The organism is Streptosporangium vulgare (assembly GCF_042428775.1).
GTDB classification, from domain to species: Bacteria; Actinomycetota; Actinomycetes; order Streptosporangiales; family Streptosporangiaceae; genus Streptosporangium; species Streptosporangium vulgare.
In genome coordinates, this window is record NZ_JBHMBS010000010.1 from 309,590 (window position 1) to 330,516 (window position 20,927).

Annotated in this window: 16 protein-coding genes; 7 read left to right on the plus strand and 9 right to left on the minus strand. The window is 72.2% G+C overall.

The genetic code is table 11. The features are described 5' to 3' along the window. Nucleotides 1-216: 216 nt before the first annotated feature. Nucleotides 217-1,446 (minus strand): MFS transporter, encoded by a 1,230-nt coding sequence (locus ACFFRH_RS22730; protein WP_344743825.1) that lies wholly within the window; start codon nt 1,444-1,446, stop codon nt 217-219. A 510-nt stretch (nt 1,447-1,956) separates the two neighbouring features. On the opposite strand from ACFFRH_RS22730, the gene ACFFRH_RS22735 reads away from it, so the two are divergent. The 3 genes from ACFFRH_RS22735 (at nt 1,957) to ACFFRH_RS22745 (ending at nt 4,378) form a co-directional block, all read left to right on the plus strand. Next, nucleotides 1,957-2,994, plus strand: coding sequence for a sigma-70 family RNA polymerase sigma factor (locus ACFFRH_RS22735; RefSeq protein WP_344743824.1), 1,038 nt, complete (start codon nt 1,957-1,959; stop codon nt 2,992-2,994). A gap of 114 nt (nt 2,995-3,108) precedes the next feature. Then, entirely contained in the window at nt 3,109-3,630 is a 522-nt protein-coding gene (locus tag ACFFRH_RS22740; RefSeq protein ID WP_344743823.1) for a pyridoxamine 5'-phosphate oxidase family protein, read from the plus strand. A 52-nt stretch (nt 3,631-3,682) separates the two neighbouring features. Continuing rightward, nucleotides 3,683-4,378 carry an alpha/beta hydrolase gene (locus tag ACFFRH_RS22745; RefSeq protein ID WP_344743822.1) on the plus strand — a complete coding sequence of 232 codons (696 nt, stop codon included), beginning with the start codon at nt 3,683-3,685 and terminating at the stop codon, nt 4,376-4,378. Between the two features lie 51 nt (nt 4,379-4,429). Here the strand turns inward: ACFFRH_RS22745 and ACFFRH_RS22750 are convergent, their stop codons facing one another. Next, the gene (locus ACFFRH_RS22750; protein ID WP_386159356.1) at nt 4,430-5,194 is read right to left on the minus strand and encodes a trans-aconitate 2-methyltransferase; all 765 of its coding nucleotides are present in this window, start codon (nt 5,192-5,194) and stop codon (nt 4,430-4,432) included. A 284-nt stretch (nt 5,195-5,478) separates the two neighbouring features. Between ACFFRH_RS22750 and ACFFRH_RS22755 the strand changes: the two genes are divergently transcribed. Further along, nucleotides 5,479-5,967 carry a MarR family winged helix-turn-helix transcriptional regulator gene (locus ACFFRH_RS22755; protein ID WP_344743859.1) on the plus strand — a complete coding sequence of 163 codons (489 nt, stop codon included), beginning with the start codon at nt 5,479-5,481 and terminating at the stop codon, nt 5,965-5,967. A gap of 102 nt (nt 5,968-6,069) precedes the next feature. Here ACFFRH_RS22755 and ACFFRH_RS22760 read toward each other — a convergent pair whose 3' ends face one another. The 3 genes from ACFFRH_RS22760 to rsmA form a co-directional block, all read right to left on the minus strand. Continuing rightward, entirely contained in the window at nt 6,070-7,881 is a 1,812-nt protein-coding gene (locus tag ACFFRH_RS22760) for an ABC-F family ATP-binding cassette domain-containing protein (RefSeq protein WP_344743820.1), read from the minus strand. Between the two features lie 101 nt (nt 7,882-7,982). After that, complete coding sequence (locus tag ACFFRH_RS22765) at nt 7,983-8,885, minus strand: 4-(cytidine 5'-diphospho)-2-C-methyl-D-erythritol kinase (RefSeq protein WP_344743818.1); 903 nt, start codon at nt 8,883-8,885, stop codon at nt 7,983-7,985. A 90-nt stretch (nt 8,886-8,975) separates the two neighbouring features. Then, nucleotides 8,976-9,848: a 16S rRNA (adenine(1518)-N(6)/adenine(1519)-N(6))-dimethyltransferase RsmA gene (rsmA, locus tag ACFFRH_RS22770; RefSeq protein ID WP_344743817.1), complete on the minus strand. Its 873-nt coding sequence runs from the start codon at nt 9,846-9,848 to the stop codon at nt 8,976-8,978. Between the two features lie 225 nt (nt 9,849-10,073). Between rsmA and ACFFRH_RS22775 the strand changes: the two genes are divergently transcribed. Both ACFFRH_RS22775 and ACFFRH_RS22780 read left to right on the plus strand, forming a co-directional pair. Further along, the gene (locus ACFFRH_RS22775; RefSeq protein ID WP_386159360.1) at nt 10,074-12,203 is read left to right on the plus strand and encodes a serine/threonine-protein kinase; all 2,130 of its coding nucleotides are present in this window, start codon (nt 10,074-10,076) and stop codon (nt 12,201-12,203) included. Continuing rightward, nucleotides 12,200-13,654 (plus strand): FG-GAP-like repeat-containing protein, encoded by a 1,455-nt coding sequence (locus ACFFRH_RS22780; RefSeq protein WP_344743815.1) that lies wholly within the window; start codon nt 12,200-12,202, stop codon nt 13,652-13,654. The genes ACFFRH_RS22775 and ACFFRH_RS22780 overlap by 4 nt, the downstream gene beginning before the upstream one ends. A gap of 219 nt (nt 13,655-13,873) precedes the next feature. Here ACFFRH_RS22780 and ACFFRH_RS22785 read toward each other — a convergent pair whose 3' ends face one another. From ACFFRH_RS22785 to ACFFRH_RS22795, 3 genes are all read right to left on the minus strand, one after another. Beyond that, on the minus strand, nt 13,874-14,734 hold the full coding sequence (locus ACFFRH_RS22785) for a TatD family hydrolase (protein ID WP_344743814.1): 861 nt from the start codon (nt 14,732-14,734) through the stop codon (nt 13,874-13,876). A gap of 282 nt (nt 14,735-15,016) precedes the next feature. Further along, nucleotides 15,017-16,798, minus strand: a complete 1,782-nt coding sequence (metG, locus tag ACFFRH_RS22790; protein WP_386159364.1) for a methionine--tRNA ligase — start codon at nt 16,796-16,798, stop codon at nt 15,017-15,019. Nucleotides 16,799-17,084: 286 nt separating this feature from the next. Beyond that, the gene (locus ACFFRH_RS22795; RefSeq protein ID WP_386159367.1) at nt 17,085-18,356 is read right to left on the minus strand and encodes a glycosyltransferase; all 1,272 of its coding nucleotides are present in this window, start codon (nt 18,354-18,356) and stop codon (nt 17,085-17,087) included. 101 nt (nt 18,357-18,457) lie between these two features. Here ACFFRH_RS22795 and ACFFRH_RS22800 point away from each other — a divergent pair, with 101 nt between their 5' ends. After that, nucleotides 18,458-20,134, plus strand: coding sequence for a hypothetical protein (locus ACFFRH_RS22800; protein ID WP_344743812.1), 1,677 nt, complete (start codon nt 18,458-18,460; stop codon nt 20,132-20,134). On the opposite strand, the gene ACFFRH_RS22805 is transcribed toward ACFFRH_RS22800, so the two are convergent. Then, nucleotides 20,082-20,927 (minus strand): dolichyl-phosphate-mannose--protein mannosyltransferase (locus ACFFRH_RS22805; protein ID WP_386159370.1); only part of this gene is annotated, 846 nt, incomplete at its 5' end. The genes ACFFRH_RS22800 and ACFFRH_RS22805 overlap by 53 nt on opposite strands.

Consider the following 20,927-nt stretch of genomic DNA (forward strand, 5'->3'; position numbering starts at 1 on the left):
GCTGCGTCACCTGTCGCCCGCCCGGCTGGGCGGCGGGTCACGAGGGTGTCCGGGCCCGATCGGCCGGACGGGCACCGCCCACCCACGGCCGCCTCCACGCTCGATCGGGCCACGGGGCGACGTGACCGCCTCACCACGTGGTCGGGCCACGGAGGCGGTACGGCCGTCTCCGGGAGCGGCCTGGTCACGGAGGGACCGTCTCCCGGCGCGGTCGGGTCACGGAGCGGGGGTCAAGTTCTCCGGATGCCGCAGGCGTACGGGGGTGAAGAGGGCGGCCACCGCGATCAGCAGGCAGCAGACGCCCGCGAAGACGAAGACCGGGGTGGCGCCGTAGCGGGCCGCGCCCCAGGTGAGGGCGGCGGCGCCGACGGGGCCCATGGAGAAGTGGATGGTCCAGAACGCGGACGTGACCCGCCCCAGCAGATGGTCCGGGGTCACCTGCTGGCGCAGGGACATGGAACAGATCCCCGCGACGCTCACGCAGCCGAGGTAGAGGGCCACGATGACGGCCACCCCCCAGACGGAACCCGCGAACCCGGCACCGACGATCGCGAGCCCGGCCAGGGCCTGCGCGCCGATCCACGCGGGGCCGAACCCCACCCGCGCCCGCAGGCGCGCCACCAGGAGGGAGCCGATCACCGTGCCGACCGCGGCGATGCCGAGGACCACCCCGACGGCGGAGTCCGGCTGCCCCAGATCGTTCTTGAGCCGGTAGATCACGAGGTCGGTCAGCCCGAGCGTCAGGAAGACGAAGAACGACAGCAGGACGGTCAGCACGCGCAGCACCGGATGGCGCCACAGGAACACCGCCCCGGCCAGGATCTCGCGCCACGGCCGCTCCCGTACGGCGGACGCGGCGGGCCCGGTGGTGTCGCGGGGGATGCGGATCAGGTAGACCCCGATCGCGGACACCGCGAAGCTCACGGCGTTGATGCCGATCGCCGCGGTCAGGCCGAACCTGCCCGCCACCACCCCGGCCAGCATCGGGCCGAGGATCCCCGCCGCGGCGGCGGTCGCGTAGAGCTTGCCGTTGGCGTCGGTGACGCGTCCGTCGCCGACGAGGTTGCGCACCGCGGTCACGTAGGTGACCTGGAAGACCATGCCGACGGCCTCGGCCAGCGGCAACACCACGTAGAGCAGCCAGATCCGCGGTCCCGTCATCCAGGCCAGCGGGATCAGCGCGTACAGGACGAGCCTGGCGAGGTCGCAGACGATGAGCAGGGTGCGCCGGTCGAACCGGTCGACGAGGATCCCGGCGAACACTCCGGCGACGACCGAGGCGGCACCCGAGACACCGGTCAGCAGGCCCATCTGCGCGACGGACCCCGTCACGTTCAGGATGAGCAGGGGAACGGCGATGAGGGCGAACGAGTCACCGGCCACGGAGAGGGTCTGCGCGCCCCAGAAGACGCCGAAGGAACGATCTCGCCACAGAGGGCGCGGCACTCCCGGTCCGGATCCCGCTGTCCCTTCCACCGGCCCCCTGACACCCGTCCAATGGATCGCCGGGCCACCGCGACCGGGCGCGTGCCCGCACGGCTCCCCCGGCACCCCACAGGCGGCCCGCGTACCGCCCGGATCATACCGAATCACACCGATCGCCACCGGATCAAGCCGCTTTTCGGCAACGCTGGGCGAACGCCTCCGACCGCGACGGCCCCCTCCCCCGACGCCACCCGCGCCGCCACCGCACGGCTCGTGGACCGCCGAAGGCGTGGACCGGGTTCGCGAGACGGCCGGTGCCGGAGAGAGGCTCGACCACCCCGATGGGCGTGACCCGGCCCCGCCTCCGGCTCCGACCCGCCCCAGGCTCCGGCTCCGGCTCCGGCTCCGGCGAGAATCTGGTTGGTATCGCGCCGCCCTGGACCGTCGCCCGGGCCCGAGCTGACACTTTCCGCACCGCTCGTCCGTCCTAACGGGGAGAGCGTGTCGCGGAAATACTCGGGAGGTGGGTCGTTGGGCGAGGACGGAGCCGGGGACGGCGCGCTCGTCGCCGCTGCGCGGGCGGGCGACGAGCCGGCGTTCACCGAGCTCGTCGAGCGCCACCGGCGGGAACTCCAGGTGCACTGCTACCGGATGCTCGGCTCGTTCGAGGAGTCGGAGGACCTGGTGCAGGAGACGTTCCTGCGGGCGTGGCGCGGACGCGAGACCTTCCAGGGCCGCTCCACCTACCGTGCGTGGCTCTACCGGATCGCGACGAACGCGTGTCTCGACTTCCTCGACCGGCACCCGCGCCATCCGCGGCCGCGTGAGCCCCGACAGGCACAGGATCCATACGTGGTGTCGCCACCGGCCGAGATCCGGTGGTTGCAGCCGTATCCGGACCGGCTGCTGGAGCCGGCGGCGTCCGGCGACACGGAGCCGGACGCCGCCGTGGTGGGCAAGGAGACCATCGAGCTGGCGTTCCTCGCCGCTCTCCAGCATCTGCCCCCGGGGCAGCGGGCGGCACTGATCCTGCGAGACGTGCTCGGCTGGCCCGCCGGGGAGACCGCCGCGCTGCTCGGAACAAGTGTCGACTCGGTCAAGAGCGCCCTGAAGCGGGCGCGATCGACCCTGAGGACGCACATTCCGGAACATCGGCTGGAATGGTCACCGTCGGCGGCTCCGACCGCGCGGGAGCGGGAGTTGCTGCGACGCTTCATGGACGCCCACGAGCGGGCCGACACGGCCGCTCTCGCGGAGCTGCTGAGTGAGGACGTGCGGATGACGATGCCTCCGCACCCGTTCTGGTTCTCCGGTCGCGAGGCGGTCGAGTCCTTCGCCGCACACGCCTTCGGGCCGGATTCGCCGCTGTACCGGGGAGAGTGGCGGAGCGTGCCCACCCGGGCGAACCGGCAGCCGGCGATGGCGGGGTACGTCCGGCTACCGGGAAACTCCGTGTACCGGCCCCAGGCGCTCAACGTGCTGCGGATCGGGGGCGGGAGGATCGTCGAGATCACCGTCTTCGAGCCGCGTCTGTTTCCCGCGTTCGGGCTGCCGTCGACGTTGTCCTGACCGCCGGCCGATCCCGCGCCCGGCCGCCGCAGCGGTGACCCCTTTTCCGGCGCCTCACCGTCCTAACACGTACGACCTCGACAGGCGTGGTCGAAACGACGAGGAGCGAGCCTGATGGTGATCGACGGTCGCGAAGACGTGATGGCGCTGCCGCAGGGCGATGTCCGCCTGCTGGACAGCGAGGTGGCGCGGCGCCTGCTCGCCTCGAGGGAACTGGCGCGGCTGGCGTACGTGGCGGCGGACGGCACCCCGCGCGTGTTTCCGATGTTGTTCCACTGGACGGGCGCCGAGGTCGTCATGTCCACGTTCGCCGGAGCGCGTAAGATCGCCGCCCTGCGGGCGAGGCCCGACGTCGCCATCACCATCGACGCCGCGTCCACCCCGCCCGAGGTGCTCCTCGTCCGCGGCCGGGCGTCGGTCACCGACGTCGACGGGATCGTGCCGGAGTACGCGCTCGCCCAGCACCGTTACGCCGGGGCCGAGCAGGGCGCCGCCAACGTGGCGGCGGTGGATCATCCCGGTACGAGGATGGCCCGCATCGCCGTCCGTCCGGCCTGGGTCGGGGTCCTCGACTTCACGACCCGGTTGCCCGGAGGCGCCGGCGCGGAGGACTTCGAGCGCCGGGGCCGGCTGTGACGGCCGGTCCGGGCGTCCGACCACCGCTCCCCCCTCGGAAGGACCGCCGGACATGACCACCTACGTACTGATTCCCGGTGCCGCGTCCGACTCCTGGTACTGGCATCTTCTGGCCGCCGAGCTCCGGACGCGCGGCCATGACGTGGTCACGCCCGACCTGCCGTGCGACGACGACTCGGCCGGGCTCTCCGAGTACGCCGACGCGGTGGTCGACGCCATCGGTGACCGTGGCGACCTCGTCGTGGTCGCCCAGTCCTTCGGCGGGTTCACCGCGCCGCTGGTGTGCGAGCGGGTGCCGGTCGGGCTCCTGGTGCTGCTGACGGCGATGGTCCCGTCACCGGGCGAACCGCCCGGCGCCTGGTGGGCCAACACCGGCTGGGAGGCGGCGAGGCGCGAGCAGGACGAACGCGACGGCCGGGCGCCGGACGACGACACCGCCCTGTTCCTCCACGATGTCCCGCCCGAGCTCGCGGCGGAGGCGATGAGGAGAGGCCGCGGGCAGTCCGCCACCCCGTTCGCCGAGCCGTGGCCGCTCGACGCCTGGCCCTCCGTGCCGACGAGATTCCTGCTGTGCCGCGACGACCGCTTCTTCCCCGCCGAGTTCATGCGCCGCGTCGTAGGGGAGCGACTGGGAACCGTCCCCGACGAGATCGGCGGAGGCCACAGCGTCGCCCTCAGCCGCCCCGGGGAGCTGGCCGACCGGCTGGAGGCCTACCGGGCTGTCACGGACGGGCACACCAGGACCTGAATCCGTCGCGCGTCCGGCCCCCCCGGCGGGGGCCGGCCTCGGAGCCGCGGGTCATTTCCGGGCAACCGCGAAGACCCTGCGGAAGGGGAAGACCGTGCCATGCGGCCCGCGCGGGTAGGCCTCGCGGAGCAGCGCGGCGCAGTCGGCGAGGAAGGCGGTGGCCTCGGCGGGATCCAGGCGGTCGAGCACGGGGCGCAGGGCGGTGCCGGTGATCCAGGCGAGCACGGCGTCGTCGCCGGGAAGGACGTGCAGGTAGGTGGTCTCCCAAGCGTCCACCTGGCAGCCCAGGCCGGTGAGCAGGCCGAGGTATCCGGCCGGGTCGTCGACCGGTGAGGGGCGGACGAGATCGCCGAGCCGGTCGCGCCACGTCGTCCGGCACAGCTCGCGGACCAGGGCGTGGCTGGGGGCGTCGAAGTTGCCCGGGACCTGGAAGGCGAGCCAGCCGCCGGGGGCGAGGGCCTCCACCCAGCGCGGCAGCAGCTCGCGGTGCTCGGGCACCCACTGCAGGACGGCGTTGGAGACGATCACGTCGACCGGGTGCTCGGGGCGCCACCGCGTGACGTCGTCGACGGAGAAGCTCAGCGGGCCGCCCGAGGGAGCTTTCTCGATCATGGCGGGCGAGGAGTCGAACCCGTGGACGCGGGCGCCGGGCCACCGCCCGGCGAGCGCGGCGGTGAGCTCGCCGGTGCCGCAGCCCGCGTCAATCACGTGACCGGGGCGCTCCGCGGCTATCCTGGAAACAAGATCGAAGAATGGCCGCGAGCGCTCGTCGGCGTAGCGGCCGTAGATCAGGGGATCCCACATATCTCTTGACATCAAGACAAGTGATATCCGGCAAGATATCTCGATGTCAAGACAGATAGACTCGTGCCATGACCCTGCACCACGCGGACCACGGCTCCGGGCGTCCGTCCGTCGCGAAGGACGAGACCGTCGCGGCCGACGCGCCCGCCAGGGAACTCGGCGGTGACCCCGGCGATGACCTCGGTGGTGACCCCAGGGGTGATCTCGGTAGGGATCTCGGCGGGGCCTCCGGCGGTGATCTCGGCGGTGATCTCGGCGGTGAACCCGGCAGCGACCCCGGCAGCGACGAGGTCGACCTGCTGGTCGCCGCCTGGCGCCAGGAACGCCCCGACCTCGACGTGGAGCCGCTCCAGGTGCTCAGCCGGGTCTCCCGGCTCGCCCGCCACCTCGACCGGGCCCGACGGGCCTCCTTCGCCGAGCACGGCCTGGAGACCTGGGAGTTCGACGTGCTCACCGCCCTGCGCCGGGCCGGGGATCCGTACGAGATGAGCCCGGGAGCCCTGCTCCGCGCGACGCTGGTGACCTCGGGGACGATGACCAACCGGATCGACCGGCTGGCCGCGGCCGGGCTGGTGAGGCGGCGTCCCGACCCCGAGGACCGGCGCGGCGTCCTGGTCTCCCTGACCGACGCCGGACGGACGCGCGTGGACGGCGCCTTCGCCGACCTGCTGCGCCGCGAGCGCGATCTCCTGTCGGGCCTGGGAAAACGCGAACAGCAGGCCCTCGCGGGCCTGCTGCGCACGCTGCTCGTCCCTTTCGACGCCACCGAAACCGGAGTGCGCTGACCCTCCATACCCTCCGAGGAAGATCCAAACCTGCGCCTTGCTCGCTTCGGGACGAACCCTGAGCCTTCCTCGCCTTCGGGACGGACTCAGACCCGTTCGCCCCTATTCGCCCAGGCGGTCGGCGAGCTCCAGCCACTCGCCCTCGATCGACTCCTTCTCCGCGAGGATCTCCTTCAGCTGCGCGTCGAGTGAGGCCAGCCGCTCGTAGTCGGCGGCGGCGTCGGCCATCGACGCGTGCAGCTTCGCCTCCCGGCCGCTCAGCTTGTCGAGCTGGCGCTCCAGCCGGGAGAGCTCCTTGCGGAGGTCACGCTCGTCCTTCGCGGACAGGCCGGGGACCGTCTCCTTCGCGCCGGTGGACGAGGTCGCCGAGGCCGTACCGGACACCGCTCCGGACGCCGCCCGCGCGGACAGGGCCGCCCCCGAGGCGCGCCGGGCGAGGTATTCGTCCACCCCGCCGGGGAGCATCGACAGCTTGCGGTCGCCGAGCAGGGCGACGGTCCTGTCGGTGACCCGCTCCAGGAAGTAGCGGTCGTGGCTGACCAGGATCAGCGTGCCCGGCCAGCCGTCGAGCAGGTCCTCCAGCTCGTTGAGCGTCTCGATGTCGAGGTCGTTGGTCGGCTCGTCGAGCAGCAGCACGTTGGGGTCGTCCATGAGCAGGCGGAGCAGCTGCAGGCGGCGCCGCTCGCCACCGGACAGGTCGCCGACGACCTTCCACTGCGCGTCGCCCTTGAAGCCGAGACGCTCCAGCAGCTGGGAGGCCGTCCACTCCTTCTTGCCGACCTGGATGAACTTGCGGACCTCCTCGACGGTCTCCAGCACCCGGCGCTCCGGGTCGAGCTCGCCCAGCTCCTGCGACAGGTGCGCCAGGCGGACCGTCTTGCCGCGTACGAGCCTGCCCGAGTCGGGGTGCACCGTACCGGCGAGCAGGCGGAGCAGCGAGGACTTGCCCGACCCGTTCACGCCGATCAGGCCGACCCGGTCGCCGGGACCGAACTGCCAGGTCGAGTGGTCGAGGACCATCGGGCCCTGGCCGGGGCCCCCGGCGTGCAGGGTGACGTCCTCCAGGTCGTAGACCGTGCGGCCCAGCCGGGCGGCGGCGAACTTGACCAGCTCGACGCTCTCCCTCGCGGGCGGCTCGTCGGCGATGAGCGCCTGGGCGGCGTCGATGCGGAACTTGGGCTTGGACGTGCGCGCGGGCGGGCCCCGGCGGAGCCAGGCGATCTCCTTGCGCATCAGGTTCTGGCGGCGGGCCTCGGTGGAGGCGGCGACCCGGGCGCGCTCGGCCTTGGCCAGCACGTACGCGGCGTACCCGCCCTCGTAGCGCTCGACCGCGCCGTCCACGACCTCCCACGTCCTGGTGGAGACCGCGTCCAGGAACCACCGGTCGTGGGTCACGACCACCAGCGCGGTCCTGCGGCCCGCCAGGTGCCTGGCGAGCCAGTCGATGGCCTCGATGTCGAGGTGGTTGGTGGGCTCGTCCAGGATGATCAGGTCGTGCTCGTCGATGAGCAGCTTGGCCAGGGCCGTACGGCGCCGCTCACCGCCCGACAGGCTCCCGGCGAGTGCCGTCAGGTCGATGTCGCCGAGCAGGCTGGCGAGGATCTCGCGGATGCCCGCGTCGCCCGCCCACTCGTGCTCGGACCTGTCACCGAGGACGATGTCGCGCACCGCCAGCGCCGGATCGAGGTCGTCGCCCTGTGACAGCGAGCCCACCTGGAGCCCTCGGTTGTGGGTGACCCGTCCGGAGTTCGGCTTGAGGTCGCCCGCCAGCACCGAGATGAGGGTGGTCTTGCCGCCGCCGTTGCGGCCGACCACGCCGATGCGGTCGCCCACCTCGATGCCGAGGGAGACGTCGCGGAGCAGGGGCTTGGGACCGTAGGAGTGGGAGACCGACTCAAGATTGACCAGATTCATCGCAACACAAGCGTATCCGCTCCCGGCCGGCGCGCCCCCCACCCGGAAACGCCCCGGCCCGGCCCCGGTCACGCGGACCGTCGGGAGCGGGGCGGGAACGGCTAAACGATCACGGGGCCGGGGACGGGGCCGTGCGCGGTGATGACGTCGCGCGCCACCCCGGCGTCCTTCAGGGAGGCGGCCAGCTCGCCCGCGTGGGCCTCGGAGCGGGCGAGGAAGGCGCAGGTGGGCCCGGAGCCGGAGACCAGCGAGCCGAGGGCGCCGTGCTCGCGACCGGCGTCCAGGGTGCGGGCCAGGGAACCGCGCAGCATCACGGCGGCGGGCTGTAGATCGTTGCGGAGCTCGGTGCCGAGGATCTCCGCGTTCCCCTCGCGGAGCGCGGCCAGCAGCGGCTCGGCGGCCTGGGGCCAGGCGACCCGCTCGCCGGTCGCCTGGCGGAGGCGGTCGCACTCGGCGTACACCGTGGCCGTGGACAGGCCGCCGTCGGCGAGCGCGAACACCCAGTGGAAGGTGCCCGCGACGTCCAGCGGGGTGAGCCGCTCGCCCCTGCCGGTGCCGACGGCCGTACCGCCGAGCAGCGCGAACGGGACGTCGCTGCCGAGGTCGGCGGCGATCTCCATCAGGTCCTCCAGCGGCAGGCCGAGGCCCCACAGCTCGTTGCAGGCGACCAGGGCCGCGGCGGCGTCGGCGCTGCCGCCCGCCATGCCGCCCGCCACCGGGATCGACTTGCGGATGAACAGGTGCACGCCGTACGAGCGGCCCGCGTGCCCGGCCAGCGCGAGGGCGGCCTTGATCGCGAGGTTGTCGCGGTCCCCCGGCACCTGGTCGGCGGACTCGCCCTCCACCCGGACGCTCATCCCGGTCTCCGCGGTGGCCGTGACCTCGTCGAAGATCGAGACGGCGTGGAAGACGTTGACGAGATCGTGGTAGCCGTCGTCCCGCAGCGGCCCGACGGCGAGCTGCAGGTTGACCTTCGCGGGCACGCGGACGGTCACGGAGTTCATGCGTCCCCCATCGGGGCTCGCTCACTGGTCACGACGTCAGATCGTAACGGGATCCCTCCACCGCGCACGCGAACCACCCGGCGAATCACGCTACACACCGCTTCCCGCCGTGCTTTCCGTCTCGCGGTGCTCGGCGATCCGCGCGAAGTCCTCGACGGTGAGCTGCTCGCCGCGCTCGGAGGGGTCGACGCCCGCGGCCCGCAGCGCCCGCTCGGCCGCGGGGGCCGTACCCGCCCAGGAGGCCAGGGCGGCGCGGAGGGTCTTGCGGCGCTGGGCGAAGGCGGCGTCCACCACCGCGAAGACCTCCTCACGGGTGGCCACGGTCGTGGGCGGTTCCCGCCGGACCATCGCGACCAGCCCGGAGTCGACGTTGGGAACCGGCCAGAAGACCGTGCGGCCGACGGGACCGGCCCGGCGGACGTCGGCGTACCAGGCGGCCTTGACCGAGGGGATGCCGTACACCTTGGAGCCGGGGGCGGCGGCCAGCCGGTCGGCGACCTCGGCCTGCACCATGATCAGAACCTTGCTCAGCGACGGCTGCGTCTCCAGCAGGTGCAGCACCACCGGCACGGACACGTTGTAGGGGAGGTTGGCGACCAGCGCGGTCGGCCTCTCCTCCGGCAGGTCCGCGGGCAGCACGCGCATGGCGTCGGCGAGCACCACGGTGAGACGGTCGGCGAACTCGGGGGCGTGCTCACCGACGGTCAGCGGGAGCTGGGCGGCGAGGACGGGGTCGATCTCCACGGCGATCACGCCGCGGACCTCGGGAAGCAGGGCCAGCGTGAGCGACCCCAGCCCGGGGCCGACCTCGATGACGACGTCGCCGGGCTCGAGCCCGGCCACCCGCACGATCTTGCGGACCGTGCCCGCGTCGATCACGAAGTTCTGGCCGAGCTTTTTCGTGGGACGAATATTGAGCTTGTTCGCCAAAATACGTATTTCTGCCGGACCAAGAAGGCTCATGCTGGTTCTCCGCACGGCGGCTGAAACCCGGCATCCACCGGTCCGCCGTGGTCTTCGACTCGTTTGTCTCGATCACCCAAGGTCGCTCTCCCATGCCATCCGACCAGTTTCCCGCACCGAAGACGATGCAAAGACGCTCGATGAAGCGCGAGGGGTTCCGTTGTGGATAACGTTGCCGTACGGGGGCCCGACGGTGAGAAAGGGAATCTTCCCGGTGAAGAGGACGTGAACCAGCCCGGTGTCGAGGGGCTGCGACCCGCCGACCCCGAGCAGATCGGGAGTTATCGTCTGCTCGGACGTCTCGGAGAGGGCGGGATGGGAACCGTCTACCTCGCGCTGGCCCCGACGGGGAGGCCGGTCGCGCTCAAGGTGGTGAAGGCGGAGTTCGCGATCGAGGAGGGCTTCGCGGCGAGGTTCCACACCGAGGTCGAGAACGCCCGGCGGGTGGCCTCGTTCTGCACCGCGCAGGTGCTGGACAACGGCAACGACGACGACGGCCGGCCGTACATGGTCACCGAGTACATCCCGGGCACGCCGCTGTCCCGCCAGATCATCGAGCACGGCGCCCTGGAGCAGGGCACCCTGCACGGCGTGGCCCTGGGGGTGGCGGCGGCGCTGGCCGCGATCCACGTCGCCGGGCTGGTGCACCGGGACCTCAAGCCCGCCAACGTGATCCTGTCCATGTCGGGACCCCGCGTGATCGACTTCGGCATCGCCAGGGCCCTCGACTCCACGCACAGCTTCACCCGCTCGGGCGAGGTGCTCGGCAGCCCCGGCTGGTGGGCCCCCGAGCAGGTGCGCGGCCTGGAGATCACCCCGGCCGCCGACGTCTTCGCCTGGGGCTGCATGGTCGCGTACGCGGGCAACGGCCGCCACCCCTACGGGCGCGGCGACATGATGACCATGGCCACCCGGCTGCTCACCACCCCGCCCGACCTGGGCGCGCTCCCCGCCCCGCTGAACGACCTGGTCCGCCGCGCGACCGAGATGGACCCCTACCAGCGGCCCAGCGCCCAGGACCTGCTGATCGCCCTGGTCGGCGGCGGGATCGCGGCCCCGGCCGCTCCGGCTCCCGCGCGGGCCGACCCGCCCACGCTGATCGCCACGGACATGCTGAACGAGTCGTGGGAGCCGCCCGCCAACGTGGAGCCCGACTCCACCCAGACCCTCAGCGCGCTGAACCTGGAGGCGGGGTTCACCGACCCGGCCACGGCGCCGACGCCCATCCCCGGATCGGTTCCCGACTGGGACCCGGCGGACTCGCCCTCCGTACCGGCCTCGTCCGCCCCCGGGGCGACCCTCGCGTCCGCGCCCCCGGAGACCACGGCGCCCTCGGGGGCCTCGGGAGCTTCGGGGGCCTCGCCGTCCGAACCGTCCGGCGCGTCCACGACACCTCCGGCCTCCGGGTCCCGCACGGCACCGGTCTCCCCGGTCTCCCCGGTCTCCCCAGCCTCGCCGTCCGGGCCGTCGGGTTCTCCGGGGGCGCCGGGTTCTCCGACGGCACCGGAGTGGACCCCGTCGCCGAATCCGCTCCCGTACCCCATGCGGGCCGAGCCCACGACCTCGCCGTCGCGCCCGTTCACGAACCCCTTCCACGCCCCGCCGTCCGGCCAGGCGGCGGGCCTCGCACCGGGCCCTGACCCGGGGCAGGGACGAGGCCAGGCACAAGGGCCACAGGGGCCACAAGGGCAGGGCCAGGTACAGCGCCGGATACAGGGCCAGGCGCCGGGTCAGGCGCCCACGCTCCCCCCGACCGGCTTCCAGGTCCCGCCGGGATCGAACACGCCGGACGCGAAGGGCTCGGCGCCCCGGCGGCGCTGGCTGTTCGCCGGGCTGGCCGTGCTCGCGGCACTCGCCGTCACGGTCGTCGTCCTGATGAACATCCCCGGCGGGAACGCGAACGACCAGGGCCGGGCGGGGACGGCCACCCCCGGCGTCGCCGGGCGGACCGGCGACCTCGCCGGTACCGGCGCCGGCGACGTGGGCCGCAAGATCACGACCGGCTCCTTCATCGAGGACCCCCAGCTGATCGTCCCGCGCACCCCGGCCTGCGGGCTCACCTCCTACGGGAACGCCACCCCGGCGAAGGGCCGGTTCTGCGCGGTCCCGTTGACGCTGATCAACACCGGCGGGGAGCAGGTCCGGCTCGGTGACACCGCCGCCATCACCCTGACCGACGACCGCGGCTCGGCACACACCCCCGAGCGGGTGTCGACGGCCCTGCCCCCCGCCCTCCCGCCGGGCACGAAGGTGGAGGCCGTCCTCGTCTTCGACCTGCCCCCGGCCCGCAAGCCCGTCAAGCTGACCGGTGTGCTGATCCAGGGAGGCAGGAACATCGAGGTGAGGCTGTCATGAGGCTGCTGCTCTCCGTCGCCGCGACCGCCGCGATCGCGCTCACCTCCACCGGGGCCGCCGAGGCGCTCACCGCGCCCGCCGGCCCCCTCGCGGCCACATCCGGCGTCGCGGCCGGAGCCTCGACCGGCACCGCCTCGTCCGCCTTCCCCGCCGACTGCGCCGGGGCGGGCGTGAGCGACTTCGACGGCGACGGCCTGGAGGACTTCGCGGTCGGCGACCCCTTCGCCAACCCCGGCGGGCTGACCGGCTCGGGAGCCGTCCACGTGCTGTTCGGCCGGGGAGAGAAGGGGAAGGCCGTGACCGTCCCCGAGGCGAAGGCGGGCGACGCCTTCGGGTGGTCGGTCCGGCTGGCCAAGGTCGACGGCGACGGCTGCGCGGACCTGCTCGTCGGCGCCCCGTACGCGGACGTGGCGGGTCTCGCGGACGCGGGCGCGGTCTACGTGGTGTACGGCGGCCCCGGGGGCAGGACGGCCCGTCTGGCCGCCCCCGAGCCGGAGGCCGACGCCCACTTCGGCTGGTCCCTGGCCTCCGGCGGGACGCTGGTGGCGGTCGGAGCCCCGCACGAGGACGCCGACGGCACGGCCGACTCCGGCGCCGTCTACCTCTTCGGCACCCCGACGCCCGGCACGGGGCGGCGGATCTCCCAGGAGACCGAGGGCGTGACGGGCAACGGCGAGGTCGGCGACATGTTCGGCTGGTCGCTGGCGATCGGCAGGCTCGGTGGCGGCTCGGACGAGCCGGATCTCGCGGTCGGGGTGCCGTACGAGAACGACGACGGGGTGGGCCGCCAGGTCAACGCGGGCAAGCCCGACTCGGGGTCGATCGCGGTGATCTACGACGTGCGCGAACCCAAGGACGAGTACGCGAGCAGGAAGTGGGACCTTCGTGAGGTGGCCAGGTCGGAGGCGGGTGACCGGTTCGGCTACGCGATGGCCTACACAGAGCAGGACGGCATCGGTTACCTCGCGGTGAGCGCCCCCCTCGGTGACGGCGGCGAGGTGAAGGACTCCGGCCTCGTCCAGCTGTTCCAGTCCTCCGGCGACCGGGAGATCAACCCTCTCACCACCCTCCACCAGGGCGCCGAAGGGGCCGAGGGCGAGGGCTACGGATTCTCGCTGGCCTTCACCGGCGAGGGCGCGGGAGAGGTCAGGCTCGCCGTGGGCGTGCCCTTCGACGGCACCGGCGGGCAGGGCGGCGTACGACTGATCACGATAGGCGCGCAGGCGACGAGCACGCTGGTCTCCCAGAGCGAGGCGGGTGACCACTTCGGCTGGTCGGTCGGGTTCAGCGGCAACCGGCTGGTCGTCGGGGCGCCCGACAGGGGAGGCGCCGGAGCGGTCGTCCTGCTGGGCCGCAACGACTCCCAGGGCATCCCGCTCTCACCGGGCACCGGGAAGGTCCCCGCCCTCGAAGGCGCCGCCTCCGCCGACTTCGGCGCCGCCGTGGGCTGAGCCTCCCGGCTCCGGCTCCGGTTCCGTCCCGGGCCGGGCCGGGACTCCCGGCCCGGCCCCGCCGCGAGCCGGGACTCCCGGCCTCGGGTCCCGCCGTCGGGTGGGATCGCACGGGTTCGGACTCGCCGTCGAACGGGATCGCACGGGTCCGGGCTCGCCACGGGCAGGGAGCGTGTGAGGTCCGGCCGCACCGTGCGCGGGACTCGGACCCCGGCCCCGTCACCAGGAGCCGAAGACGGTCTCCCCGTTGGCGCTGATGGCGGTGGCGAGGTCGGTGAGGTCGGCCGCCTTGACCTCGGCGAGGCAGCGCAGCGTGAGCGGGATGAGGTACGGGGCGTTGGGTTTGCCCCGGTGGGGGGTGGGCGGCAGGTAGGGGGCGTCGGTCTCGACGAGGATCAGCTCCCTCGGCGCGACCCGCGCGGCCTCGCGGAGGTAGGCGGCGTTCTTGTAGGTGACCGGGCCGGAGAACGACATGAAATATCCGGCGGCGACACACCGCTTCGCCATCTCGGCGTCACCGGAGAAGCTGTGGAACACCACGACCTCGGGGGCGCCCTCCTCGGCCAGCACGCGCAGCACGTCGTCGTGGGCCTCGCGGTCGTGGATCACCAGGGCCTTGCCGGTCCGCTTGGCGATCTCGATGTGCGCGCGGAAGCTGGCGTGCTGGTCGTCCTTCGACGCCCAGTCGCGGTAGTAGTCGAGACCGGTCTCCCCCACCGCCCTGACGTGCGGCAGGCGGGCGAGCCGCTCGATCTCGGCGAGGGTCTCCGGCGTCGAGGCGTGCGCCTCGTTGGGGTGGATGGCCACCCCGGCGTAGACGTCCGCGTGCAGGGCGGCCGTCTCGGCGTTCCAGCGCGAGGACGGCAGGTCGTAGCCGATCGTGACGAGCCGCGTCACCCCGACGGCACGAGCCTCGTCGAGGATGCCCTCGACGCTCGTCCGGGCCGCCTGCGCGGCCTGGGCGACCGGATCCCCCGAGGACGCCTGGCGGTTGCCCACCATGATGTCCAGGTGGCAGTGGCTGTCGAACACCTCTGCCGGCAGGGGCCTGGGTGCGTCGGGAAGCTTCGGCGTGCTCACGGCGTCCAACCTACCGAGAAGCCGGTGCGGCCCGCGCCCGGTGGCCGGGCGCGGGCCGCGAAAGCCCTGGACACGGATCGCGCCTCCCGGGGCACGGGAGAACCCGAGCACGGCCCGTGCGGATCCCCGGACACGGATCGCGCCTCGCAGGGCACGAGAGGGACCGAGCACGGGCCGTGCGGATCCCCGGACACGGATCGCGCCTCCCGGGGCACGGGAGAACCCGGGCACGGGCCGTGCGGAGCCCTGAATCCGGGCCGCGCGGATCGCGGAAGGCCGGTCCTACTCGCCCAGGCGGGCCAGCTCCTCCTCGACGATCTTCGGGTCGAGCTTCACGAACAGCGGGGTCGGCGGGGCGAGCGGGGAACCCACCCGGATCGGGGACGACTCCCAGCGCGCGGCGCCGTCGTAGGAGCCGGTGATGATCGGGTACGTCCTGCCGTCGTCGTCGGTGACCTCCTGGATCTCCGGCATGCCCGACCAGACGCCGGTGCCGCCGAGCATCGCGTAGATCTTGTTGGAGGAGTTGGGCAGGACCGGGGTGAGCAGCGTCTTGGCGTCGTCCACGACCTGCAGGGCGACGTGCAGGATGGTCTTCACCCGCGCGGGGTCGTCCTTGATCTTCCAGGGCTCCTGCTCGGCCAGGTAGCGGTTGGCCTCGCGGATGACCTCGAACGCCTCGTTCGTCGCGTTCTTGAAGCGGCAGTGCTGGAACTCGGCGGCGACCTTCGGGAAGGCCGCGCGGCTGCGCTCCAGCATCGCGCGGTCGGCGTCGCTGAGCTCGCCCGCCTCGGGGATGACCCCGAAGTTCTTGGCGGCCATCGAGATCGAGCGGTTCACCAGGTTGCCCCAGGCCGCCACCAGCTCGCCGTTGTTGCGGTTGAGGAACTCCGACCAGGTGAAGTCGGTGTCCTGGTTCTCCGGGCCCGCCACGGCGATGTAGTAGCGCAGCGCGTCGGCGTCGTAGCGCTCCAGGAAGTCGCGCACGTAGATGACCACCGAGCGGGAGGAGGAGAACTTGCGCCCCTCCATGGTCAGGAACTCGCTGGAGACGACCTCGGAGGGCAGGTTCAGCGCGCCGAGGGAGCCGGGCTCGCCGTCACGGGCCCCCTGGCCGTTGTAGCCGAGCAGCATCGCCGGCCAGATCTCCGCGTGGAAGACGATGTTGTCCTTGCCCATGAAGTAGTAGCCGAGGGCCTCGGGATCCTGCCACCACTGGCGCCAGGCCTCGGGGTCGCCGGAGCGGCGGGCCCACTCGATGGAGGCGCTGAGATAGCCGATGACCGCGTCGAACCAGACGTAGAGCCGCTTGTTGGCCTGGTCGCTCCAGCCCTCCAGCGGGATCGGCACGCCCCAGTCGAGGTCGCGGCTGATCGCCCGGGGGTGCATGTCACCGAGCATGTTGAGGGCGAACTTCAGCACGTTGGGCCGCCAGTCGCCCTCCTTGGAGGACAGCCACGACGCCAGGACCTCGGCGAACGCGGGCAGGTCGAGCATGAAGTGCTCGGTCTCCACGAAGATCGGGGTCTCACCGTTGACCTTGCTCACCGGGTTGATCAGCTGGATCGGGTCGAGCTGGTTGCCGCAGTTGTCGCACTGGTCGCCACGGGCGCTCTCGTAACCGCAGATCGGGCAGGTGCCCTCGATGTAGCGGTCGGGCAGGGTGCGGCCGGTGGAGGGCGAGATGGCGCCCATCGTGGTCTGGGGGAAGATATAGCCGTTGGCGTGGAGTCCCTTGAAGATCTCCTGTGTGACCGCGTAGTGGTTTTCCGTGGTGGTCCGGGTGAACAGGTCGTAGGAGAGCCCCAGTGCCTGGAGGTCCTCGACGATCACTCTGTTGTAGCGGTCGGCGAGCTCGCGGGCGGTGAGGCCCTCCTTGTCGGCCTGGACCTGGATCGGGGTGCCGTGCTCGTCGGTCCCGCTCACCATGAGGACCTTGTTGCCCGCCATCCGCTGGTAGCGGCTGAAGACGTCGGACGGCACGCCGAATCCGGAGACGTGCCCGATGTGGCGGGGGCCGTTGGCGTATGGCCAGGCGACCGCGGTCAGGATGTGCTGGGACATGGTGCAAGCCTAAGGGACGCGGCCTCGGGCCTTGGTGCTGTCACGGCTCTCCGCGGTCTTCGACTTTCCGGGAACCTTCCCGGAGCCGCCGTGGCGCTCACGGCGACCACGGGGCCGCCGTGACGTTCACGGCGGCCGCGGCGCCACCCCGCGGTGCTCGACGCCACCCCGCGGGCTCGGCTCACGGCGACCGCGGGGCCGCGGTGGTGATCAGGCGCTCACGACAGCCGCAAGGGCGCGGTGGTGATCAGGACGCGCTCATGACAGCCACAGGGTCGCGGGGCGCTTACGGCAGCCTCGGGGCCGCCGGCGTGGCACCGTCGGCGGGGACGTCTGCCGGGTCGCCGGCCGCGGCGCGGCTGACGGCCTCGGCGGCCTCCTCCGCGGCGGAGGCGGCCACGTCGATGGGCGTCTCCTTGGTACGGCGGATGCCGAGGATGCTGATGAACAGCGCGGCGAAGATCGTCTGGAAGCTCACGATCAGCGCGGTGGCCGAGGGCACGACGATGCGCAGCGACTCCGAGGGGATCAGCGGGCCGAAGCTGCGCGTCTGCCAGTGGACCAGGGAGGCGACCAGGCCGCCCAGGCCGCCCAGGGCGAGCAGGCCGCCGACGATCAGGCCCTTCTCCAGGCTCACGATGTCGACGAGCTTGCGCACCCTCCTGTCTTCCGGCAGGAAGCCCTCCTCGGCGGCGTACACCTTGGTGAACAGGGCGAACAGCGACGCCTGGAAGCCGATCACCACCATGGCCGAGGCGCCGACCAGGGTGTCGACGTCGAAGGCGAGCTTGCCGATGTAGACAGGGCCGAAGGTGAGGGCGGCGCCCGCGACCAGGCCGAGGGTCATCAGGACCAGGCCGGGGATGAAGAACAGCCAGCGCGGGCTGTAGAGCATCAGGAAGCGCAGGTGGCGCCAGCCGTCACGCCAGGAGCGCAGGTGCGGCGGGCGGGAGCGGCCGTCGGGCGACAGCGTGGTGGGCACCTCGCGCACGTCCAGCCCGGACAGGGTCGAGCGGACCACCATCTCGCTCGCGAACTCCATGCCGCCGGTCTGCAGGCCGAGCTTGAGGATGGAGTCGCGCCGGAAGCCGCGCAGGCCGCAGTGGAAGTCGCCGATCGCGCTGGGGAAGAACAGGCGGCCGATGAAGGAGAGCACCGGGTTGCCCAGGTAGCGGTGGAGCGGGGGCATGGCGCCCGGCGCGATGCCGCCCTTGAACCGGTTGCCCATCACCAGGTCGGCGCCGTCACGGAGCTGCTCGACGAACGGCAGCAGCGCCGTGAAGTCGTAGGAGTCGTCCGCGTCGCCCATGATGACGTAGCGGCCGCGCGCCGCGCGGATGCCGCCCATCAGGGCGTTGCCGTATCCCTTGGCGTCGACGTGCACGACCCGGGCTCCGGCCTCACGCGCGAGTTGCTGCGAGCCGTCCGTGCTGCCGTTGTCGGCGATCAGGACTTCTCCGTCGATCCCGTGCTCCCGCATGCAGGCGAGCGCCTTGCGTACGCAGGTCTCCACGGTCTCCGCCTCGTTCAAGCAAGGCATGACCACGGTCAGTTCCACGTCTCAACCCTTCACTCACTGCACAACTCAATCTCACCATGATGCCCTCTACAGTCCCCTGTCCGGGTCAACTCCCCGAAACGGCTGGCATCCTGTAATGCATGGTGACCGCCGCCGACCGCCCTCGCCTGGACGCGCCTTTGCCCGACCGGGCCACTCGCCTGCGGGCGTTCCTCTACCGGCATCGCCTCTTCGTGGCCGCCCTCGCGCTGGCCTTCCTGCTGCGTGTGGTCACCATGCTCGGGTACGGCCCGGCCCAGTGGTTCAACGATTCCTACGAGTACGTCTCGGGGGCGGTGAACCCCGACCGGCCCAGTGCCCTGCGACCGAATGGTTATTCCTTTCTGCTCCTTTTGCTGAGGCCGCTGCACAGTTTCGGCCTGGTGGTCTTCGTCCAGCACCTGCTGGGCCTGGGCGTCGCGGTGCTGATCTACTCCCTGCTGCGCGTCAGGTTCGGGCTGCCCGGCTGGGGGGCGACCCTGGCCGCGCTGCCGGTGCTGTTCGACGCGTACCAGATCCAGCTCGAACACCTGATCATGTCCGACGCGATGTTCATGCTGCTGGTCGTGGGCGTGATCACGCTGGTGCTCTGGCACCGGCGGATGTCCTGGCGGCTCGGCGCGGTGATCGGGCTGCTGCTCGCCCTCACCGCGCTCACCCGGTCGATCGGCCTGCCGATCCTCGTGCTGGTCGTGATCTACCTGATGGTGAAGCGCACGGCCTGGAAGACGATCGCGGCCATGGTGGTCGCGTGCGCGCTCCCGGTGACCGGCTACATGGCCTGGTTCGCGTCCGCGCACGGCAACTTCGCGATGACCAACAGCGACGGGGCGATCCTCTACATGCGGACGGCGCTGTTCGCCGACTGCCGGAAGATGGACATCGACCCCCGGGAGGAGCTGGAGCTGGCGCTGCTGTGCATCAGCGCGCCGCCGGGCCAGCGCGGCTTCTCCGGGCAGAAATACCTCTGGTGGGCGCAGAACGGCCAGCGCTTCCACGCCTTCGGGGTGGGCAGCACGTTCACCCCCGAGACGAACAAGACGGCGGGGGCGTTCGCCCAGCGGGCCATCCTGTCCCAGCCGCTCGACTATCTCAGCCTCGTGGCCGGTGACTTCTTCCGCGCCTTCCACTGGGGCCGGCCGCGCTTCCCCGACTTCAACACCTACCGGCAGTACGAGTTCCTGCCGGAGACCAAGGTCCTGCCCGCCTGGTCGTCGTACCGGGGGAGCACCGACACCGACGCGCTCAAGTACGACCCCGGCCTGCGGACCGCGCCGATCCAGGGCAAGATGCGCGTGATCGGCACCGACGTCAGCGACCCGTGGGCCGCCTTCATGCAGGGCTACCAGCGGGTCGTCCGGCTGCCCGGCATCGTGCTCGGCGTGCTGCTGCTGATCGGGCTGGCCGGGGTCGCGGCGCGCTGGCGCAAGCTGGGCGGGCCGGTGCTGCTGCCGTGGCTGGCCTCGTTCGGGCTCATCCTGGCCCCGGCGGCGACGGCCGAGTTCGACTACCGCTACCTGCTGCCCGCGGTGCCGCTGGCGTGCCTGGCGGCGGCGATCTCGCTGCGCCACGGGTTCTCCAGGCCCGCCACGGCCACGCCCGCCGCCGTCACCCCCGGTGATGCCGTACCCGTCGAACCCGTCGACGCCACGACCGGCCCGATCATGATCGGCCCCGTCGCGCCGCCCGCTCCCGACGCACCCGATCTCGCCGGACCCGGCCCCGCTACACCCAGCTCCGGAACAGCATCCGCGCCCACCACTCGGAGTGCGGGATGAGCTCGGCGACCAGCACCGGATAGAGCCATCCGAGGTTGATCAGCGCGAGGAGCGTGAAGGCCCCGACGACCGCGGCCCCCACCGCCCTGCGGTTGGGCGCGGCGTCCGCCCGCCCGATGATCAGCCCGGCGGCCAGGGTGAGCGCGAGGATCATGAAGGGGAGCATCGTGATCGCGTAGAAGAGATACATGGTCCGGTTGTCGGCGAGGGCGTAGTAGAACCAGGGGAGCCAGCCGGCGGCGTAACCGACGAGCACGGTCCCGGCGCGCCAGTCGCGGGTGGCGACGTACCAGGCGACCATGGCGATGAGGGCCGCGAGGCCCCCGTACCAGATGACCGGGGTGCCGACCCCGAGCACCGCCTCGGCGCAGCTGTCGGCGCCGCATCCGGTCTTGTTCGCCGGGTAGTGGAACGCCACCGGACGGGACAGGAGGGGCCAGGTCCAGGGGGCCGACTGGTAGGTGTGCCCGCTGCTCAGCCCGGTGTGGAAGCCGAGCACCTGCACCTGGTAGCTGAGCCACGACCGGAGCGAGTCGAAGACGAAGAACCCCGGGCCCTGCGAGGTCGCCTGCGCCCAGTTGCGGCCCCAGCCCAGCGGCGAGGCGAACCATCCGGCCCAGGAGACGACGTAGGTGACCGCGGGCAGCAGTCCCATCGCCAGCACGGCACCGGTCAGGTCCCTGTTCAGCGCCCCCACGTACGGCCTGCGCAGGCCGATCGCGCGGCGGGCGCCGGCGTCCCAGACCAGGGACATCACCGCGAAGGCGACGAGGAAGAACACCCCCGACCACTT

Bases quoted from the DNA above. Each gene is read 5' to 3' on its own strand.
- ACFFRH_RS22740 (WP_344743823.1), top strand. From the start codon at position 3,109: ATGGTGATCGACGGTCGCGAAGACGTGATGGCGCTGCCGCAGGGCGAT.
- ACFFRH_RS22745 (WP_344743822.1), top strand. From the start codon at position 3,683: ATGACCACCTACGTACTGATTCCCGGTGCCGCGTCCGACTCCTGGTAC.
- ACFFRH_RS22750 (WP_386159356.1), bottom strand. From the start codon at position 5,194: ATGTCAAGAGATATGTGGGATCCCCTGATCTACGGCCGCTACGCCGAC.
- ACFFRH_RS22760 (WP_344743820.1), bottom strand. From the start codon at position 7,881: ATGAATCTGGTCAATCTTGAGTCGGTCTCCCACTCCTACGGTCCCAAG.
- ACFFRH_RS22765 (WP_344743818.1), bottom strand. From the start codon at position 8,885: ATGAACTCCGTGACCGTCCGCGTGCCCGCGAAGGTCAACCTGCAGCTC.
- rsmA (WP_344743817.1), bottom strand. From the start codon at position 9,848: ATGAGCCTTCTTGGTCCGGCAGAAATACGTATTTTGGCGAACAAGCTC.
- ACFFRH_RS22780 (WP_344743815.1), top strand. From the start codon at position 12,200: ATGAGGCTGCTGCTCTCCGTCGCCGCGACCGCCGCGATCGCGCTCACC.
- metG (WP_386159364.1), bottom strand. From the start codon at position 16,798: ATGTCCCAGCACATCCTGACCGCGGTCGCCTGGCCATACGCCAACGGC.
- ACFFRH_RS22800 (WP_344743812.1), top strand. From the start codon at position 18,458: ATGGTGACCGCCGCCGACCGCCCTCGCCTGGACGCGCCTTTGCCCGAC.